Origin of the sequence: Halorubrum sp. CBA1125, assembly GCF_009742825.1 — an archaeon.
In the GTDB taxonomy this organism is placed as follows: Archaea; Halobacteriota; Halobacteria; order Halobacteriales; family Haloferacaceae; genus Halorubrum.
The window spans coordinates 1-15,827 of sequence record NZ_WPCE01000002.1 but is presented as its reverse complement, the minus strand read 5'-3'; the positions used below and the strand labels follow the sequence as shown (position 1 = coordinate 15,827).

Genomic DNA, 15,827 nt, shown 5'->3' with positions numbered 1-15,827 from the left:
CGTTGATTTCGTAGGTGAATCAGACTTTCAGTAGGTGGTCGTAGATTCGCTCAGTCGTTTGAATGCTTCCGTGGCGCAGTCGGTTCCGAACATCATAGAGCGTGTTCCCCTTTTCGTCGTTCATCATTCGATATGCCACGCTGTGTCGCAGAGCGTGTGGGGTTACGTCACTGGCGTCGCCCCGACTACCATCGACCTTGTAGGGTTGGACACCGGCCTCGTCAGCAACCTTGTGTAGCATATTCCGCACGCCTTGTTCGGAGATCCGATCCGCAGAACGGGACGGGAAGAGACCCGGTGAATCCTTCCACCGGGTATTGAGGTAAGCTGAAAGGAGTCTCGTGGTATCGTTTGAGAGGGTGAGTGTTACTGGTGGGGGCGAGTTCTCGTTCGGGTAGTCTTTCTGAATCTCCGTAGGAAGATAGAGCTCCTTATTTCCGTTCCGTAGCAGGCTCACGTCGACTTGAACGAGTTCCCCGACCCGCAGCCCAGTATCGTACATAAACGCGATGATGGCCTCGTTCCGTTGCTGTAGATATTCTGCTCCAGTCCGATAGGATGCCGAGCGGAGTGTCTCGACTTGGTCTGGTGTCATCCAGACTTTGGCCCGAACTTTGGAGTTTGCAGATTCACTCATTCTGGTAGCACCTCTTTATATACTGTTATGCGTCTCGACCACCTTAACTTTGGAGTCCATAAATAAACTCCAAAGTTCATATGACTGGTGTGAACTGAACGGTGTCTCCCACCCTTTACGAATGACTATTTCACCGGTCGACTGTGGAATTGACCGGCCGTCCATCCAGCGCAATCCGTAGCGCTTTGGACGATTCGGAATAGATAATCAGCACTCAATCTATCTGCTGGTGGCCTATCATTAGACCAATAAACTATACAAAACCCTTCTTCGAATATATATTGGTTATTTGATTAATCCCGTGTTGTCTACAAGAGAGAAAAATGAATAATTTGGGAGATAGCGCCCCTATTGTTGTTTATGATTCGATAATATAGGAGAATACAAAACTGATTTGGGTCGGCCTCTTCGGGCAGTTTTTGCATTTCTCTATATTATGAGTGACCACGTAAACACGTCATTCGGCCGGTTGCAATATATGACAGAATGTCCTAATGTATTCTTATTTTAACTTCCGCTAATCCATTCGTATTAAACTCTGAGCGTTCCTGATGATGACCCACTTTCTCTGCTACTGGACAGCCTGATGGTGAGGGTGCCATAGAGATCTTTCAACGGTTTGGGTTCAATAGTTCAGTCTGTACTAGGTGACTGATTTTTCCATTCATCAGGCACATCAAACCAGTGGCCTGTAATGTCGCATCTATGGAACTCCATTCCTTCCTCGGTGACCTCAATTGCGCCGATGCTTCGTAGCAGCCGGAACATATTGGCATTCGGATTATTGACGTTGAACCGTGCATCCGAATTGGCGATGTCGTCCAGCCACGCTTCAACGAATGCAGATCCGATACCCTGTCCACGGAACTCCGGTAAGATGTATAACTGCCCGAGTTCCGGTTGGTCGCTATCGTAGTTCCATGTGATGTAGCCGATACAGTATTCCCCATTGAAACACAAATGTGCGTTTGTCTCCCCAGGGACGTAGGCGTGAAAGCTGGAATCGTTCGCCTTCGCTTCGGCATTCAGGACTTTCGTTGCAAATTCCTCTCGTGCAGTTCGGGGGCGCGTCATCCACACCCCGTCGGTGACATCTGTTCCTGGATCATCCGGCAGCTGGCCAGTCAACACCCAGTCTGTTTGTAATAATTGCTCTGGTGGCTGTGGCCCGTTGTCGGTTTCGATGGCGATGTTTTTCGTACAGTGGTGGCAATGATACGCGTCCCACTCGCCAATGGTGCATCGATGTTCTTGGATAAACGAGATTACTTCCCCGCAATCTGCACACTCTACCGCTGAGCACGTTTCCGAACGATGATCGGTGGCATAGAACGCGGCGTCACAGGCATCGCACGTCACATCGCCGACCGTTTGCGCAAAGACGGTTTCGCCACAGTTTGAGCAGGTGACGGCAGCATCCTGAACAGTTGTCGGTTCGCCAGAGCCCCAGCGCGTCGCTCCTTCCAGTATAGTCATCATTCTAGAGGCCTGCGGGACCGGCGGTAAACCTTCCGCCCACACGGTTTCTAACGCCAGATCGCGGTGTTGAGTAGTTCCTAACCTGGTAACAAGATCCGGTCGTTCTGTTCCCACTTCTGTGCGGTCATTCTGAGTTTGATCTACGGAGACAAGTCTGTCGGGGTTTTGTTGGGAGTAGATTCCCGGTGACGTTACTCAGGAAAAGGAAATCAGAGGAACTCTTCCAACGAGTGGTCCCCATCGCTTTCTTCCGTCTCCAGCTCTTCAGATCCGACCTCTATAGTGTCTGCTGCTAAGGTTCGGTCAAGAGTATCAATTCGATTTTCCAGCTCGTTCATCTTGCTGAGTACTTTTTCGAAGTCAGACTGATGGTCAGTCTCGATGTCGAGCACTCCTTTCTGGGCCAGGTGTCGTTCGATAACGTCATCGAAGTAGGGGTCCAGATACTCTTCTTTCATATAATCTGGATCTTCCCACCCGCCGAGTGCTGCGATGAATTCGATATTGATCCCCTTTCTGTAGAAAAGGTTGGTTGCAAAGTATCGCCGGAAGTCATGGAACGTCACTTCGAGGAAATCATCATCACCGGTTTTGTTGGCTGCCAGTTCCCGTGCATCCACCATATCGTTTTGAAGAGTTCCTTTGGAGTTCGGATAGAGAGGAGATGACGGTCTAATGTTTTTCCGTTTGCTGTACCGTTCGATGTCCCCACGTAATGAGTTGGGGACCCAGGGTTTCCGTGGCTTCTTGCTATTTTCTTTCCGTGTTTCCTTTCCCCATACGCGCATAAAGAAAATCTCTACACCGGGGCTTCGGGATTTCTGAATCTTATCAAGCGTTACCTCAAGAACCTCTTTCTTTCTCAGGGAGCATTCTCCACCTAGTCGAAAGGCGATCTCCGCTCGATCACGGGATGCGCATTCGATGATTGTCTCATATTCATGCGGCTCCATAAAGACTCGATAGCCGTCTGAGTTGGAGTGGGGGGCCAACCTCATCTTTACTGAACCTCTTCCAACTCTTTGATTCGCTCCAAATCTTTCGTGATGGACTCTACTGATGCATCCTCTCCGTATTCGACGAATGCCGCTATCGCTAACGCCCGAACGAAATCGTTGTTACTGTGTTTGATCAACCGTTCGAGTTGTTCTTTGTTTTCTCGTACGTATTCACCCGGTGAGAGGCTGCTGTCCTCGTATTCGGTCATACTCTAATTAGGAGAGGTGTAGTATTCTGAGTTATCAGAAAGAAGTGACTTCACCAAAGTAATGTATTTATGTTTGAGATAAAAACACGACAGAGAACCTCTCTAACCACAGAATATGCCCCGGTGAATTTATGATATTCCCAAGTATTTCTAGGGGCCGTACAGGATCGTCTTTGGACTCACCAATCCCACATCTGGCTAGCTTATTTACGTATAGACTTGATAAATTGAATTATAATGGACAATAGTGGGTTCGAGAAAGTAATGGAGTACAAATACGCACAGGTCGTGCTGAAAGTATTGCTGAATGCAGAAGATCACAGTTGCGCGTTTAATCAACTACGAGACGAAGTCAATGCGATCACTGCAGATGACTCATACGGTGCCGAGGAAATAATTGAAGGCGGAGAGTATTCTACTGCATCCTTGAGTTCGCTACTTTCAGCAGCAGAAGATGCAGGCATCGTTAATCACAAGCTCGATAATGAGGGAAATAAACGATGGGAACTGTGTACTTCATCGCTGTCTCAATTTCAGAAAAATAGAATCCGAGACAGAAACAGTCCAGATGTATCACATGCCGATACAGCAAATGTTGACCATTACGTGCCAAATACCGATTCTAAGTCCTCATAATGTCCATTACCTGGCGAATGACTCGTATATTGATGCTTTTTATCACTGAAAGATGACACGGCGACCCGTGTGTTTTTAAATGTTTTGTTGCTGAAGTGATTTCACTCACGAATTGGGAATTATCCCCCGGGTCGAATGATAGGGTGCGTTATGACAGAACCGAATGACGACCAGGGGACTATGGTCCGCTGGGAAGACCACATCGCACCGATCCTCGAACATCCGGACATCCACATCCGGAATAAAGCGCTCGTAGCAGTCGCGTGGGAGTCGCACGCACGACCATCTGAGCTTCACCGGCTCACCTTCGGTGACGTGGAAGACAGAGGCGACCACGTTGCCATATTGATTACTCGTCGAGATGGTCAGAAACGATTACTCACTCTCGACGAATCGATGCCGTACTTCAAACAGTGGGTACAAGCAGAACATCCAGTAACTGAATGGCTTGCTCCGGATGCCGACCCACTAGAGGATGCTTCCTCGGAGATGCCAATCTGGACACAAATCGATTCAAACAAACGTATTCCCTATATGATGTTATATGACATTACGAATCGTGCCTGTGAACGCTCTGATGTCCCGACAAAGTTCACGTTGCATGATATTCGTCGATCACGAGCGAAACTGCTGATCGCCCAATCGGGTCTGAGAGCTCACCGCCTTCGGGAGCTATTCGGATGGGGACCCCAGGTGCCAAAGGAGCTCATAGAAACAGCCGAAGATGGTGACCTCGATGAAGACAGTAGACCCCAACTCTGTATCAGGTGTCCAAATTGTGGAGTATGGACTCTACGAAACCGACCCTGTATCTGGTGTGGGCTTAGTCGCTGATAAGCCGTTTTCTGCAGCGAACTGGCGAACCAAGTTTCAGTTTCTCTATATTTCGATGCCTAACAGCAAGCAGTAGTCAATCGCGTTCCGGACCAGAGTGATCGTTGTCGATTACTCAGTCGCTTCTACAACAGGGCCAATTTCTCCAAGACCCTCGAATCACAAGCATCTGTGATAGAGTAGATGATTAACATCCCTTCTGCAGTCCTGAAGTCCTTGCAAGGTAGCTAACCGGTTGAAGCACTCAAATATACCATTTATATAATAGCTATGGCCAAAATTAAGCTGACTGCCTTAGTTCCCAACAGAAAGTACGGAAATTCCGATGACTCGTGAACACGTACAGGCTAATGAACAGACGAGCGAGACTGACCAAGAGATCGATGAAAAACCGGAGATGGTTCCGTCAGCACAGCAACTGCGTGACCATCAACCCGATGCCTACACGACTGGATATGATCCCTTTGGGGAAACACGAGTCGGAATCGGCACAGCCAACGGAGACATTGAACGACTCGTCAGACTGAACGAGGGTCGACACCACAGTGATGGAGACCACAGTGCGCGTGAAGCCGCACGTGATAAGAAACGCATCACCGAATCACTCAGTTCAACCCTTGATGTTCCAACCTATCAGAAACGTCGGGCTGTCTCTGCGATGAGCCAGATGAATCTCGACCGCTTCGGCCAGCAGAAGCAGATTGAGAAAGTGGCCCTCTGTACAATCGGGATCGTCGTTGATCGTGAGCGTAGGCGCTACTTCTTGCAAGGAAACGACCCAACCGAAGTCGATCTCTCCGAGGTGGGCCAGCAGGAGTTTCCGAAAAGATTCAGCCAGGAGAAAGACTTCCAAGACCTTTGCACACAGTATGGGGTCTCCGGTGACGACCACTACAGTGTGACCCAACTTGTGAAAGCGGAACTCAAGCGAATCGGGTATTTCGAACGGGAGAACCAGCCCCTTCGGTAGTTCTCATATGATTGCTCGACCTGTCCTTTTCGAGGGGGTGTTGGTATTTCTTTAAGTATTTCTTGCGACAATATGCGTGATTGAGGCGGTTCGGTCAGAGTGGTTCCCCGATAGGGGAAGTCTCTGGCCGGCCTTTATCGCGGCCGAAATGGCCAACCCCTTTGAAGCCTTACGGCTTCAAGAAATTCACCTGTTGAGTCTACCACTTAACACGGTTGAATACGCCCGCACGAAAGTCCTGTTCAAGGGGGTTCGGCGAGTCAGCAACTATCCGCGAATTGTACTTGTGAACACGCGCGCCTGATTCCCGCGCGATGTACCCCCTAAGTGTTCAACGGTCGATACTCAGCACCGTCCTCATCCCGAAGAGCCGTGACTAACCTGACGACCAACAGTCGTCGATAGCGATTGTTCTCTCCGACTTTAGTCTTCACGCCCAGTGGCGACGCTGTCCAGCGATCCCGCGATAACTGGCTGAGTACCCCCGTTGAAGCACAGGGAATCTTCATCCACCGATGTTTGACCCAAACCACTACGTACACGACCAGTCGTACGTACCGCCTATCAATCGCCCGCACGCCATCGACCAGTGGAACGACCGTACGCCCGCTGAACTCCCGCTTGTGGAAGCCTGGAAGTCGGCTGTCCCGGTACATGCTCCCGAGTGCGACGCCGATAGCACACGTCTGTATGTCCCTTACGATGCGCTCCTCGTTGAACGAGCAGGAGTCCTTCGAACCGTGCTGCACAATGACGGCCGTATCGATCTGAACGGCCTCTCGACCTGTCCGAGCTGTGAGGGACTCTACGACCCGCTCCGTTCGAGCGGCACCTGCCGATGGTGCGACGCACCGCTCCCGACTCGACAAACAACAGGTGGGGTGACGCTGGTCAGAGGTGGAGAGCGATGAGTGGGCCCCCGTTCGTAGAACTTGGTGACCTCGACGGCACGAACGGTTGGGTGACGACGAAAGGGTTCGTCAACTGGTTCGAAGATGTCGCGTCCCATCAGCCGTACCAGCGTGTGAGGCTTAGTGACGATACAACACGGGAACCAGTAGTCTGCACGGTCTGGACTGCAGACATTGAGCTTGAGAAGGGTGTCGGCTACTACTTCGGTGGGATTGACGAGACCTACGAGAAGCGCGAGGAGATCCAACTCAAACTGGTCGAGAAGTCTTGGGCGAACGAGTTTTGGCGGCCAGAGTAAGCGACCAACATCAACTAGACACTATGCATCACGACAATACGGATGCGAACGGCTGGGGATACCGAGGCGGCGACGGACACATCATCGGTGAGTCGATGCCCGGAACGTTCGGGGATGCAGAACGGGCCTTGCACGACCGACAGGGGCAGACACCTGTCGTGAACGAAGATGTCGAGGTTCCGGGAACCGAGATGGAAAGAGGAACTGAGTCGGTCGACACCGGTGATGTTGAGGTGGGGGACCTCGTAAAGCGACTGAAAGAGTAGATCGACTTAGCTTCCCTCAGTTGCTTCGACGAATTGTCTGGCAGTATCGATGACCTGTGCATCTCCACCTAAGGACTCTATCAGGGGCTCAAGCTCCTCTACCGCCTCTAACAGCTCGGGGTTCTCTTTGGCGATTCGGAGTAACTCCCGGCGTTGCTCGGATTCTTCCTTTTCGAGTTCCTCTACGGCCTCGGGTTCCATCGCTTGGTGGCACCAGACGCAGAACGGCTCATCGCGGGGAGTCTCCTTGTCGCACCGGGGGCAGGTGATCGGTGTCCGGTCTTCCGTCTTTTCCGTCTCGACATCAAGCCCTTGGAGCTCCGCGTACTGGTTGTTCTCGTTTTCGGGGCCGAACTCTGCGATGTATCGTCGCGCGTGATCGGAAGTCGGCTTTCGGCCTTGGCGATCGTTGATGAATGACTCGTTCGCTCCTTGCTTGGCGAGCCAATACGTATTCGACTTCCTGAAGTTCGTTGGCGTGACAGGTTTGTCGATGTCTGCCCGTCGTCCCGCTTCTTTGAACCGTTCGAGGAAGGTCTGATAACTCGCGTTATCGTACGGATCGTTGAGGTTGCACCAGAGGTAGGCTTCGTCGTCATCTGGAGCAGGATGATCGTTGAGCCACTGTTGCAGGTAGGGGACGCTGTTGATTAGGGTAACCGAGTGTTCCCCTTGTTTCCCGTCGAGACTGATTTGTATCCCATGGTCTGCATCGGTCACTTGCCCAATCCGGACCCCGTGCATCTCTTCCCCTCTGGGGCCGAGTTCGTGGGAAACCGTTATGAGTGCCTTGTCCCGCGAGTTCTCTGTGCCCTCAATAGACATCCCCTTTGCTTCATCCCAGTCAAGCATATCCGATCGACTGGGTGAGGGATCGTACGAACTGCTCGTGCCTGTCGGGACCCACGCTAACGAGTCCGGCACCTCGTCGTCGGCCATCTTGAGGGTTCGCTTCCCGAAGATTCGTAGTGCGACACGGTAATCTTGATTCGTCTCTTCGCTGTATTCCGGAACACCTCGTTCTCTATTGATCCACACGACGACTTCTTCGGCAGCGTCTCGACTTTCTAATGCGTCCGCCAGTCCACCCACTTGTTCTGCCATGATGACGCAGTGGCGGAGAAGTTTGAGATGCCGGTAATCGGTGTACTTCGAACTGAGCAGGTCGAGCTGTCGACTGAATTCGAGAAGCACTTCTGCGTCGTCCTCTGAGATCGATGGTGCGTTCTCGTCATCAGGCTCCTCGTCGGACAGACTGATCGTTTCTTGACTCGTTCTTGTAGGTTCTCGATTTGATCTCTTGTCCCCATCTGTGTTTATATAGTATATACGCAGGGCTTTAGGGCTTAGCCTTAAAGCCGGCCCTTGGCTCTCCACGTTACTTGAACTGGATTGTTCAGCAGACGCGTAAAAAGACCTCTATTCGGACGATACCGCGAGAATCTATCTACTCCGAATCAGCGTCAGACGTGTCACTCTCTTTGAGTATCTCGGCCGCTACGTCCTTTACGTGTTGCTGGTGGGCAGCCGACGTCTGTACGCTTTGAGCCGCATTGAGTTGGTCGTTGACGACCGCGTTCTGCTGCGGTCCCCACGTCTCCGGTGGCTCGGAGTCGATGTATTCGACCCAGCGCTTGATACCCTCGATGCGCTGCTCACGGTTGCGTTCGTGCTTCGTGTCGAGGTGTTTACGCGCGTTTGAGTCGCTCATATTCGGCTTCGACGTTGAGTCGCGTTACCCACTCTTTGAGGCGGGACATACTAAGGCTTTCTTCGAAAAGGGTGTAGAGGTGGACCGCATCCTCGATGTCCTTCTGTGCTCCGCGGTGGAGTTTGTAGGCGATCTGGAGTTCTAACGGTCCAATCGAGATCGCTTCGTCGCCGATTCGGGCCGTGATTGCGTTTTCGAGGGATGCGCGGTCGAACTCGTCGCGCGCGAACTTGACTTCGAGATGCGGCGTAACCTGGTCCTCTGGAGCGACCCAGATGTTGTCACCGTTGTCGAGCATCTCATATATCGATGAGAGCGGCATGGCTGGGCCCCAGAACCCTTGCTCGTCGAGCGTTTTTGCGGGTTTGTCCGCAGTCTCTTCGCCGACCTGTTCGATGAGGACGTCGACGTTTTCGGTAGAGCGTGCCCGACCAGCGAGGATGGAGACATACCCCGCGATGTAGACGTGCTTGATGTCGAACTGACCGAGTATTTCGGAAAACTCAATCGCCAACTCGTCGAGCTGATTCGGTTCACGCTCGACGACGAGTGTGTCGTTCCGTAGCTCGATACCGCCCATAGAGGTTCGTTTGCAGGTGAGCGCATAAATTGTCGGGAGCCGATGGTCAACTCCCAAATTCGATTTTGGTTCCGGTAGTTGGTCCCCTGATCCAAGGATCGTTCGGTAGAGAGCCCCAACACCCGGCGACGACGCGTCATATCCGGAGAAATGACGTGACGTGCTGTCGATGTTCTCGGTGAGACCGAAGAGCGACAGCGGGCCTTCTGGACCGGGTGAGCGTCGGGTCAGAGTCGCTCGCGTCGTCGCATCAGACTGCGACGACCGGCCGTGTTCGACGCCGACCGGCTCGGTGCGTGCGGCCGCCGCTAGGGCGTCCCGCTCGAAGGCGACGGCCGCGATCGGTTCGCCGAGGAGCCACTCCGCGGCGGAGGTGACCGACCTCGCTCGCTCAGAGGTCGGCGGCGTCGAGCACCTCGTGCGGGATGTTCTCCTCGCGGAGCTTGGCGGTGTGTTGCGGGAGCTGGTCGGCGGCGACGACGAGCAGCACGTCGAGGCCCCGCACCGCGGCTTCGGCGACGCCGTCGGCCGTGCCGAACCGGATGTCGGGGTCCGCGTTCGCCTGCGAGACGAGCGCGTACGCCTCCGCGCCGGCGACCGCGAGGAGCTGGTCGGCGTCGCGGTACGCCGCGACGACCGCGGGGTCGAGCGAGTCACCGTCGGTCACGGACGGAACGGGGAGGACGGTCACGTAGCCCGTCTCGTAGTCGACGACGCCCTCGAAGTCGGCGACGCCGACGGCCTCGCCCGCCGCGGCGCTCGTGACGGTGACGGCGGTGGCGGTGCCGCCGGCCGGGTTCGCGTGGAGCACGCCGTCGCGCATGACGAGTCCGACCTCGCGTCCCTCCTCGACGTCGTCGATCGCGATCGCGGCGTCGACCTCGACGCTCCCGAGGACGTCGGAGGTGACGCGGTCGAGGTACGTCTGGAGGGAGTCCGTTCGGGAGATCAGCCAGTCGATCCCCTCTTTGGTCACCTCGTAGCGGCCGCGCCCGCCCTTCTCGACGTAGCCGTTCTCGACGAGGTCTCTGACGTAGTCGCTGACGGCCTGTGAGGTGACGCCGATCGACTCGGCGATCTCGTGTTGGCTCACCGCGGGCTGGCGGGCGGCGATCTCGACGAGCACCTGGTAGCGCGTCGCGTCGCGCTTGCTGTCGAGCACCTCGGGGGGTGTCTCCGCGTCGGGATCGGTCATTGTCCGTCCTCGTGGTTCAACAATCAAAGTACTGTTGTAGTCCGCCCGCCGTCGACCGCCGATTCGCGGGTCTCGCGCGCCGAGTACTAAATACAACTTTACTTAGAACAAGCACAATTGTTATACGGGAGAGTGCACTTGTTCACGCCGATGCAGGTGACACGACTTCCGACCGACGCCAAGGCCGGCCCGACGAAGCCCGAGGTCCGCGCGGTCCTGGCGCGCAAGCTCGCGCTCGGCCCGGCGGACCACTTCGTCGAGGTCGGGTCCTGTACCGGCGCGGTGACGATCGAGGCGGCGCGTCGCGCCGGTCGCGTGACGGCCTTGGAGCGCAAGCCCGACCGCGTCGAGGCGACGCGGTCGAACCTCGCGGCCAACGAGTACGACGCCGAGGTCGAACTCGTGAACGCGGAGGCCCCGGCGGGACTCCCGGACGACGGAGACGCGCTCTTCGTCGGTGGCTCGCGCAACTACGAGGCGGTCCTCGACGCCGCGCTCGACGCGGGGTACGCCCGGATCGTCATGAACGTCTCCCGGCTGGAGGTGGCCGGCGAGGCCGCTCGCGCGTTCCGCGAGCGCGGGGTCCTCGACGAGGTGCTCTGTCTGCAGGTCGCGACGGGGTACGACCTCGCGGGCGCGACCAGCTTCGACGCGAACAACCCGGTGTACATGCTCGTCGCCGAGCCGGGCGCGGACGGCGACGCCGCCGAGACGGAGGGCGACGCGTGACCCTCTACGGTGTGGGGCTCGGCCCCGGCGACGCCGACCTGGTCTCGGTCCGCGGGAAGCGCGTGCTCGAGTCGGTCGACGTCGTGTACTCGCCCGGCCGGCTCTCGCGGGCGGTCGCGACCGAACACGTCTCGGCGGCCCGCCTCGGCGACCTCGACTTCCCGATGACGCGCGACGAGGACGCGCTCCGGGAGGCCTGGCGCGAGGCCGCGGAGGCGATCGCTCCCGCCGCGCGCGACGGCGACGCCGCGTTCGTGACGCTCGGCGACCCGAACGTCTACTCCACGTTCGGCCACCTCCGGCGGACGCTCGACGCGTTCCACCCCGACGTCGACGTCGAGGTGGTCCCCGGGATCAGCGCGATGACGGCGTTCGCGACCGCCCTCGACGTGGAGATCGAGGCGGGCGCGGGCCTCGCGCTCCGGGAGGCGGCCGGCGGCGCCGCGCCGACCGGTCCCGACCGACTGGTCCTGTTCAAGGTGACGGACGCCCCCGAGACCGCCCGGAAGCTCGACGCGGCCGGCTACGACGTGACGTTCGGCCGGCGGCTGTTCATGGACGCGGGCGAGACGGCGGTCACGACGGACCCCGAGGCGGTCGCCGACCGCGACTACTACACGCTGGCGTACGCCGAGCGGCGCGGACTCGACACGTCGCGCGCGACCGACGCGTTCGCGGACGAGGCCGTCGAATCCGAGACCGTCGAATCCGAGACCGCCGAGTCCGCGGTCGACGGCGACGGGGAGCCCGCGGACGCCGCGGCGGACGGTGCCGTCCCGGACGGCGGCTCGAACGCGGTCGAGTACGCCGAGGCCGAAGAGCACGGGGACCTCCCCGGTGGTGCGCGATGACCGCCGAGGACGGCGGTGACGACCGGAATGCGTCCGCGTCCGACGCGGGGCCGGACGCCTCCGCCGATCCCCAGGACGCCATCGACGCCGCGGGCGAGGCGAAGGCCGACGGGCTCGACCCCCGGGTGCACGAGCACGCCGCCGGCGACACACAGGAGGGGATCCCCTTCGTCGGGGCCGGCCCCGGCGACCCCGGGCTGTTGACGGTGACCGGAAAGGAGCTGCTCGACGACGCGGACCTCGTCGTCCACGCCGGATCGCTGGTCTCCAGCGAGCTGCTGGAGGCGTACTGCGCGGACGCGGAGCTTGTCAACTCCGTCGGGAAGGACTTGGAGGAGCTGATCCCGCTGATGCGTGACGCTCACGAGGAGGGGCGGAACGTCGTCCGCCTCCACAGCGGCGACCCGGCGATCTACGGGGCCGCGCTCGAACAGATAGACGCGTTAGAGCGCGCGGGCGTGCCGGCGTACGTGGTCCCGGGCGTCACCGCGTCGTTCGCCGCGGCCGCGACGCTGCGCACCCAGCTCACGCTGAACGGCGTCGCCAACCACGTCGCGTTCACGCGCCCGCAGGGGAAGACGCTCGACCCCGAGGACGACCACGTCGCCGAGTTCGTCGGGATGGGCGACGTGACCACCTGCATCTACCTCGGCACCCACGCCGTGAGCGAGACGATGGACCGGCTGCTCGACGACGGGGTCGACCCCGAGACGCCGGTCGCGGTCGTCTACCACGCCTCGTGGCCGGACGAGGACGTGATCACGGGGACGGTCGCGGACGTCGGCGCGAAGGTCGAGGACGCGGGGTACCGCGCGTCCGCGCTGGTCCTGATCGGCGAGGCCGCGACCGGCGCGGGCTACGAGCGCTCGTACCTCTACGGCGACTGGGCGAACCGCGGACCGGGAGACGCGACGACCGAAACGGAGGCCGACGACTGATGAGCACCGACAGCGACACCGACATCGACACTGACGAATCGGCAGACGGCGGGGCAACGGGATCGACGAACGAGAGCGGCGCGGGCGGGTCGACCAACGAGGGAACTGCGGACGGGTCGATCAACGAGGAAAGCGGCGGCGGTCACTGCTCGACGCCCGACTCGGACGGCGAGGTCGCAGAGGAGATCGCGATAATCAGCTTCGAGCGGAAGCTGGAGACGGCGCGGGAGATCGTCGACGGGATCGGCGACCGCTACGAGACGGTCGACGTGATCGAGTACCACGGCGACGTGTTCGCCGAGCACTGGGGCGAGTACGACTGCTTCGTCGGCCTCATGGCCTCGGGGATCGCGATGCGCAAGACCGCCCCGCTGCTCGACGACAAGTGGGACGACCCCGCGATCTGCGTCGTCGACGAGGCGCTCACGTGGGCGATCCCGATCACCGGCGGCCACCACGGGGCGAACCAGGTCGCCGACGACCTCGCCTCGCTCGGCGCCGTCCCGGCGATGACGACCGCGAGCGAGGCCGCGGACAAACAGGGCGTCGAGAAGCGCGCGAAGGCGCTGTCGGCCCACGTCGTCAACGGCGACTCGACGGTGGCGACGAACCTGGCCGTCCTCGACGACGAGCTCGGCCCGGTCGAGCGGCTCGACGGTCCCCGGGCGGTGCTCGTCGACGACGACGTCACGGTGCTCAAGCGGAACCGCGACGACGGGGTCGTCCTCGGGACTGGCTCCGTCGCCGGCGCGGACGCCGAGCGGTTCCTCGAGGCCTGGGACGCCGCGCTCGACGCGGTCGACCGCGAGTGGGCGGCCGTGGAGTTCGTCGCCACCGCGACCCGCAAGGAGGAGGAGCCGGGCCTGTTGGAAGCGGCCGCCGAGCGCGACGTCGGCGTCGTCGCCTTCGGGAAGGAGACGCTGCTCGATCACGAAGGGCCGACGCCGTCGAAGGCGAAGGAGCTGATCGGCTGGCCCGGCGTCGCCGAGGCCAGCGCCATCGCCGGCGGCGCCGACCACGACCTCGTGCTCGAAAAGCGGCGCCACGCCGACGAGGTCACCGTGGCGGTGGGGCGGTGACATGACCGGCACCACGGACGTTCCCGGCGACGCGACCGACGCGGGCGAGGAGCTCGGCACGCTGTACGTCGTCGGGATCGGCCCCGGCCTCCCGCACGCGATGACCCAGCGCGCCCGCGACGTGATCCGCCACGCCGACTGCGTCATCGCGTCGAACCTCTACCAGGAGTTCCTCCGGCGGGACGGGACGCTCCCGCCCGAGTCGCGGACGGAGCCGGCCGACGCGGCCGCGGATGGAGGAACGGCGACCGACGCGACGGAGGACGGCGTCGCCGATTCGACCGACGGCGACCCCGCATGGGAGCCCGGGAAGGTCGGCACGCACCCCGACGGCGACGCGGTGGAGGTCGTCCGCTCGTCGATGGGGCGACAGGTCGAGCTCGCCCGCGAGGCGTTCGCGCGCGTCCGGGCCGGCCAGGACGTCGCGCACGTCTCCGGCGGCGACCCGAACGTCTACGGCAAGTCCGACCTCGTCTACCTGATGGCCGACGAGGACGACGCCGACGACGTGCCGATCGAGATCGTCCCGGGCGTGACGGCCGCGCTCGGCGGCGCGGCGATGGTGGGCGCGCCGCTCTCGAACGACTTCTGTACCGTGTCGCTGTCGGACAAGTGGCGCGGGTGGTCGGAGATCGAAGAGAAGCTCCGGGCGGCCGCGGTCGCCGGATTCGTGGTCGTCCTCTACAACTGCTGGCGCGACTACGAGCGGGCGGTCGAGGTGCTCCGCGAGCACCGCACCGACGACGCCCCGGTCGCCATCGTCAACGACGCCGGCCGCGGCGACGCCGGGCGCAACCGCGACGGCGAGGCGTACACGCTGACGACGCTCGGCGAGGCGACCGCCCACGACGAGGAGGTCGGCGGGATGGGCACCTCGATCGTCGTCGGCACCCACGAGACGGAGACCTGGGAAAACGACCACGGAGAGTTCCTCGTCACCCCGCGTGGCGGGCGAGACGTCGACGACTTCTGACAATGACGGAACGCACCTGCGGCTCGACGGACGAATCGACATCCGAGTGTGGCGGCGCGGCGGACGGGACGGAATCGGCGGACGGGACGGAACCGGCGGACGGAACGGCGGCGGACGCGACGGGCGGAACCCCGGAATCGGCGACAGACACGGCCCCAGACGGCGGGACGACGACGGAGACTGGCGGTTCCTCGTCGAAATGCGGCGCGAGCGGAGCGGGCTCGACCGACGGCGACTCGGCGTCGACCTGCGGCGGCTCGAAGCGGTCGACGACCGACGAGAAGGTCGCCTCGACGGTCGAGGACTTCGACGCCGACCCCGGCCGCCTCGTCGCGGTCGGGCTCGGCCCCGGCCAGCCCGAGGGGATGACGGAGCGCGCCCGGGCGGCCCTGCTGGCGGCGGAGCACGTCGTCGGCTACACGACGTACATCGACCTCCTCCCCGACGAGGTGACGGACGCGGCCGACGAGCTGTACGACACCCCGATGTGCGGGGAGGTCTCGCGGACCGAGGAGGCGGTCGACCGCGCGCT

Annotated in this window: 19 protein-coding genes; 11 read left to right on the top strand and 8 right to left on the bottom strand. The window is 59.8% G+C overall.

Annotation, left to right across the window (positions count from 1 at the left end):
• Positions 1-19: 19 nt before the first annotated feature.
• The 4 genes from GJ633_RS00595 to GJ633_RS00580 form a co-directional block, all read right to left on the bottom strand.
• Positions 20-637 carry a tyrosine-type recombinase/integrase gene (locus tag GJ633_RS00595; RefSeq protein ID WP_122105609.1) on the bottom strand — a complete coding sequence of 206 codons (618 nt, stop codon included), beginning with the start codon at positions 635-637 and terminating at the stop codon, positions 20-22.
• A gap of 633 nt (positions 638-1,270) precedes the next feature.
• Positions 1,271-2,113 carry a GNAT family N-acetyltransferase gene (locus GJ633_RS00590; protein WP_197431161.1) on the bottom strand — a complete coding sequence of 281 codons (843 nt, stop codon included), beginning with the start codon at positions 2,111-2,113 and terminating at the stop codon, positions 1,271-1,273.
• Positions 2,114-2,325: 212 nt separating this feature from the next.
• Complete coding sequence (locus tag GJ633_RS00585) at positions 2,326-3,069, bottom strand: site-specific integrase (RefSeq protein WP_161607607.1); 744 nt, start codon at positions 3,067-3,069, stop codon at positions 2,326-2,328.
• Between the two features lie 47 nt (positions 3,070-3,116).
• Positions 3,117-3,323, bottom strand: coding sequence for a hypothetical protein (locus GJ633_RS00580; RefSeq protein WP_004594151.1), 207 nt, complete (start codon positions 3,321-3,323; stop codon positions 3,117-3,119).
• A gap of 264 nt (positions 3,324-3,587) precedes the next feature.
• Here GJ633_RS00580 and GJ633_RS00575 point away from each other — a divergent pair, with 264 nt between their 5' ends.
• The 5 genes from GJ633_RS00575 to GJ633_RS00555 all read left to right on the top strand — a co-directional run bounded on the left by GJ633_RS00575 (position 3,588) and on the right by GJ633_RS00555 (position 7,239).
• Positions 3,588-3,959, top strand: a complete 372-nt coding sequence (locus GJ633_RS00575; RefSeq protein ID WP_136516503.1) for a hypothetical protein — start codon at positions 3,588-3,590, stop codon at positions 3,957-3,959.
• Between the two features lie 135 nt (positions 3,960-4,094).
• Positions 4,095-4,793, top strand: a complete 699-nt coding sequence (locus GJ633_RS18390) for a site-specific integrase (protein WP_122105612.1) — start codon at positions 4,095-4,097, stop codon at positions 4,791-4,793.
• Between the two features lie 325 nt (positions 4,794-5,118).
• Positions 5,119-5,763 (top strand): DNA-directed RNA polymerase subunit epsilon, encoded by a 645-nt coding sequence (locus GJ633_RS00565; RefSeq protein ID WP_122105613.1) that lies wholly within the window; start codon positions 5,119-5,121, stop codon positions 5,761-5,763.
• A gap of 907 nt (positions 5,764-6,670) precedes the next feature.
• Positions 6,671-6,973 carry a hypothetical protein gene (locus tag GJ633_RS00560; RefSeq protein ID WP_122105614.1) on the top strand — a complete coding sequence of 101 codons (303 nt, stop codon included), beginning with the start codon at positions 6,671-6,673 and terminating at the stop codon, positions 6,971-6,973.
• Positions 6,974-6,996: 23 nt separating this feature from the next.
• Positions 6,997-7,239: a hypothetical protein gene (locus GJ633_RS00555; RefSeq protein WP_122105615.1), complete on the top strand. Its 243-nt coding sequence runs from the start codon at positions 6,997-6,999 to the stop codon at positions 7,237-7,239.
• 6 nt (positions 7,240-7,245) lie between these two features.
• Here the strand turns inward: GJ633_RS00555 and GJ633_RS18155 are convergent, their stop codons facing one another.
• From GJ633_RS18155 to GJ633_RS00535, 4 genes are all read right to left on the bottom strand, one after another.
• Positions 7,246-8,616: a tyrosine-type recombinase/integrase gene (locus GJ633_RS18155; protein WP_197431160.1), complete on the bottom strand. Its 1,371-nt coding sequence runs from the start codon at positions 8,614-8,616 to the stop codon at positions 7,246-7,248.
• A 70-nt stretch (positions 8,617-8,686) separates the two neighbouring features.
• On the bottom strand, positions 8,687-8,950 hold the full coding sequence (locus GJ633_RS00545) for a hypothetical protein (protein WP_156586305.1): 264 nt from the start codon (positions 8,948-8,950) through the stop codon (positions 8,687-8,689).
• The gene (locus GJ633_RS00540) at positions 8,928-9,530 is read right to left on the bottom strand and encodes a hypothetical protein (RefSeq protein ID WP_156586303.1); all 603 of its coding nucleotides are present in this window, start codon (positions 9,528-9,530) and stop codon (positions 8,928-8,930) included. The genes GJ633_RS00545 and GJ633_RS00540 overlap by 23 nt, the downstream gene beginning before the upstream one ends.
• A gap of 391 nt (positions 9,531-9,921) precedes the next feature.
• Positions 9,922-10,725 carry a MarR family transcriptional regulator gene (locus GJ633_RS00535; protein ID WP_156586301.1) on the bottom strand — a complete coding sequence of 268 codons (804 nt, stop codon included), beginning with the start codon at positions 10,723-10,725 and terminating at the stop codon, positions 9,922-9,924.
• A gap of 150 nt (positions 10,726-10,875) precedes the next feature.
• On the opposite strand from GJ633_RS00535, the gene cbiT reads away from it, so the two are divergent.
• The 6 genes from cbiT to GJ633_RS00505 form a co-directional block, all read left to right on the top strand.
• Complete coding sequence (gene cbiT / locus GJ633_RS00530; protein ID WP_156586299.1) at positions 10,876-11,454, top strand: precorrin-6Y C5,15-methyltransferase (decarboxylating) subunit CbiT; 579 nt, start codon at positions 10,876-10,878, stop codon at positions 11,452-11,454.
• The gene (locus GJ633_RS00525; protein ID WP_321168840.1) at positions 11,451-12,305 is read left to right on the top strand and encodes a cobalt-factor II C(20)-methyltransferase; all 855 of its coding nucleotides are present in this window, start codon (positions 11,451-11,453) and stop codon (positions 12,303-12,305) included. The genes cbiT and GJ633_RS00525 overlap by 4 nt, the downstream gene beginning before the upstream one ends.
• A complete protein-coding gene (locus GJ633_RS00520) occupies positions 12,302-13,243 on the top strand; it encodes a cobalt-precorrin-4/precorrin-4 C(11)-methyltransferase (protein WP_156586297.1) in 942 nt (313 codons plus the stop codon). Before GJ633_RS00525 ends, GJ633_RS00520 begins: the two co-directional genes overlap by 4 nt.
• Positions 13,243-14,322 (top strand): cobalt-precorrin 5A hydrolase, encoded by a 1,080-nt coding sequence (gene cbiG, locus GJ633_RS00515; RefSeq protein ID WP_156586295.1) that lies wholly within the window; start codon positions 13,243-13,245, stop codon positions 14,320-14,322. The genes GJ633_RS00520 and cbiG overlap by 1 nt, the downstream gene beginning before the upstream one ends.
• 1 nt (position 14,323) lies before the next feature.
• A complete protein-coding gene (locus tag GJ633_RS00510) occupies positions 14,324-15,295 on the top strand; it encodes a precorrin-3B C(17)-methyltransferase (RefSeq protein WP_156586293.1) in 972 nt (323 codons plus the stop codon).
• A 2-nt stretch (positions 15,296-15,297) separates the two neighbouring features.
• Positions 15,298-15,827, top strand: a 530-nt coding sequence (locus GJ633_RS00505; RefSeq protein WP_231741168.1) for an SAM-dependent methyltransferase, incomplete at its 3' end; no start/stop codon positions are given.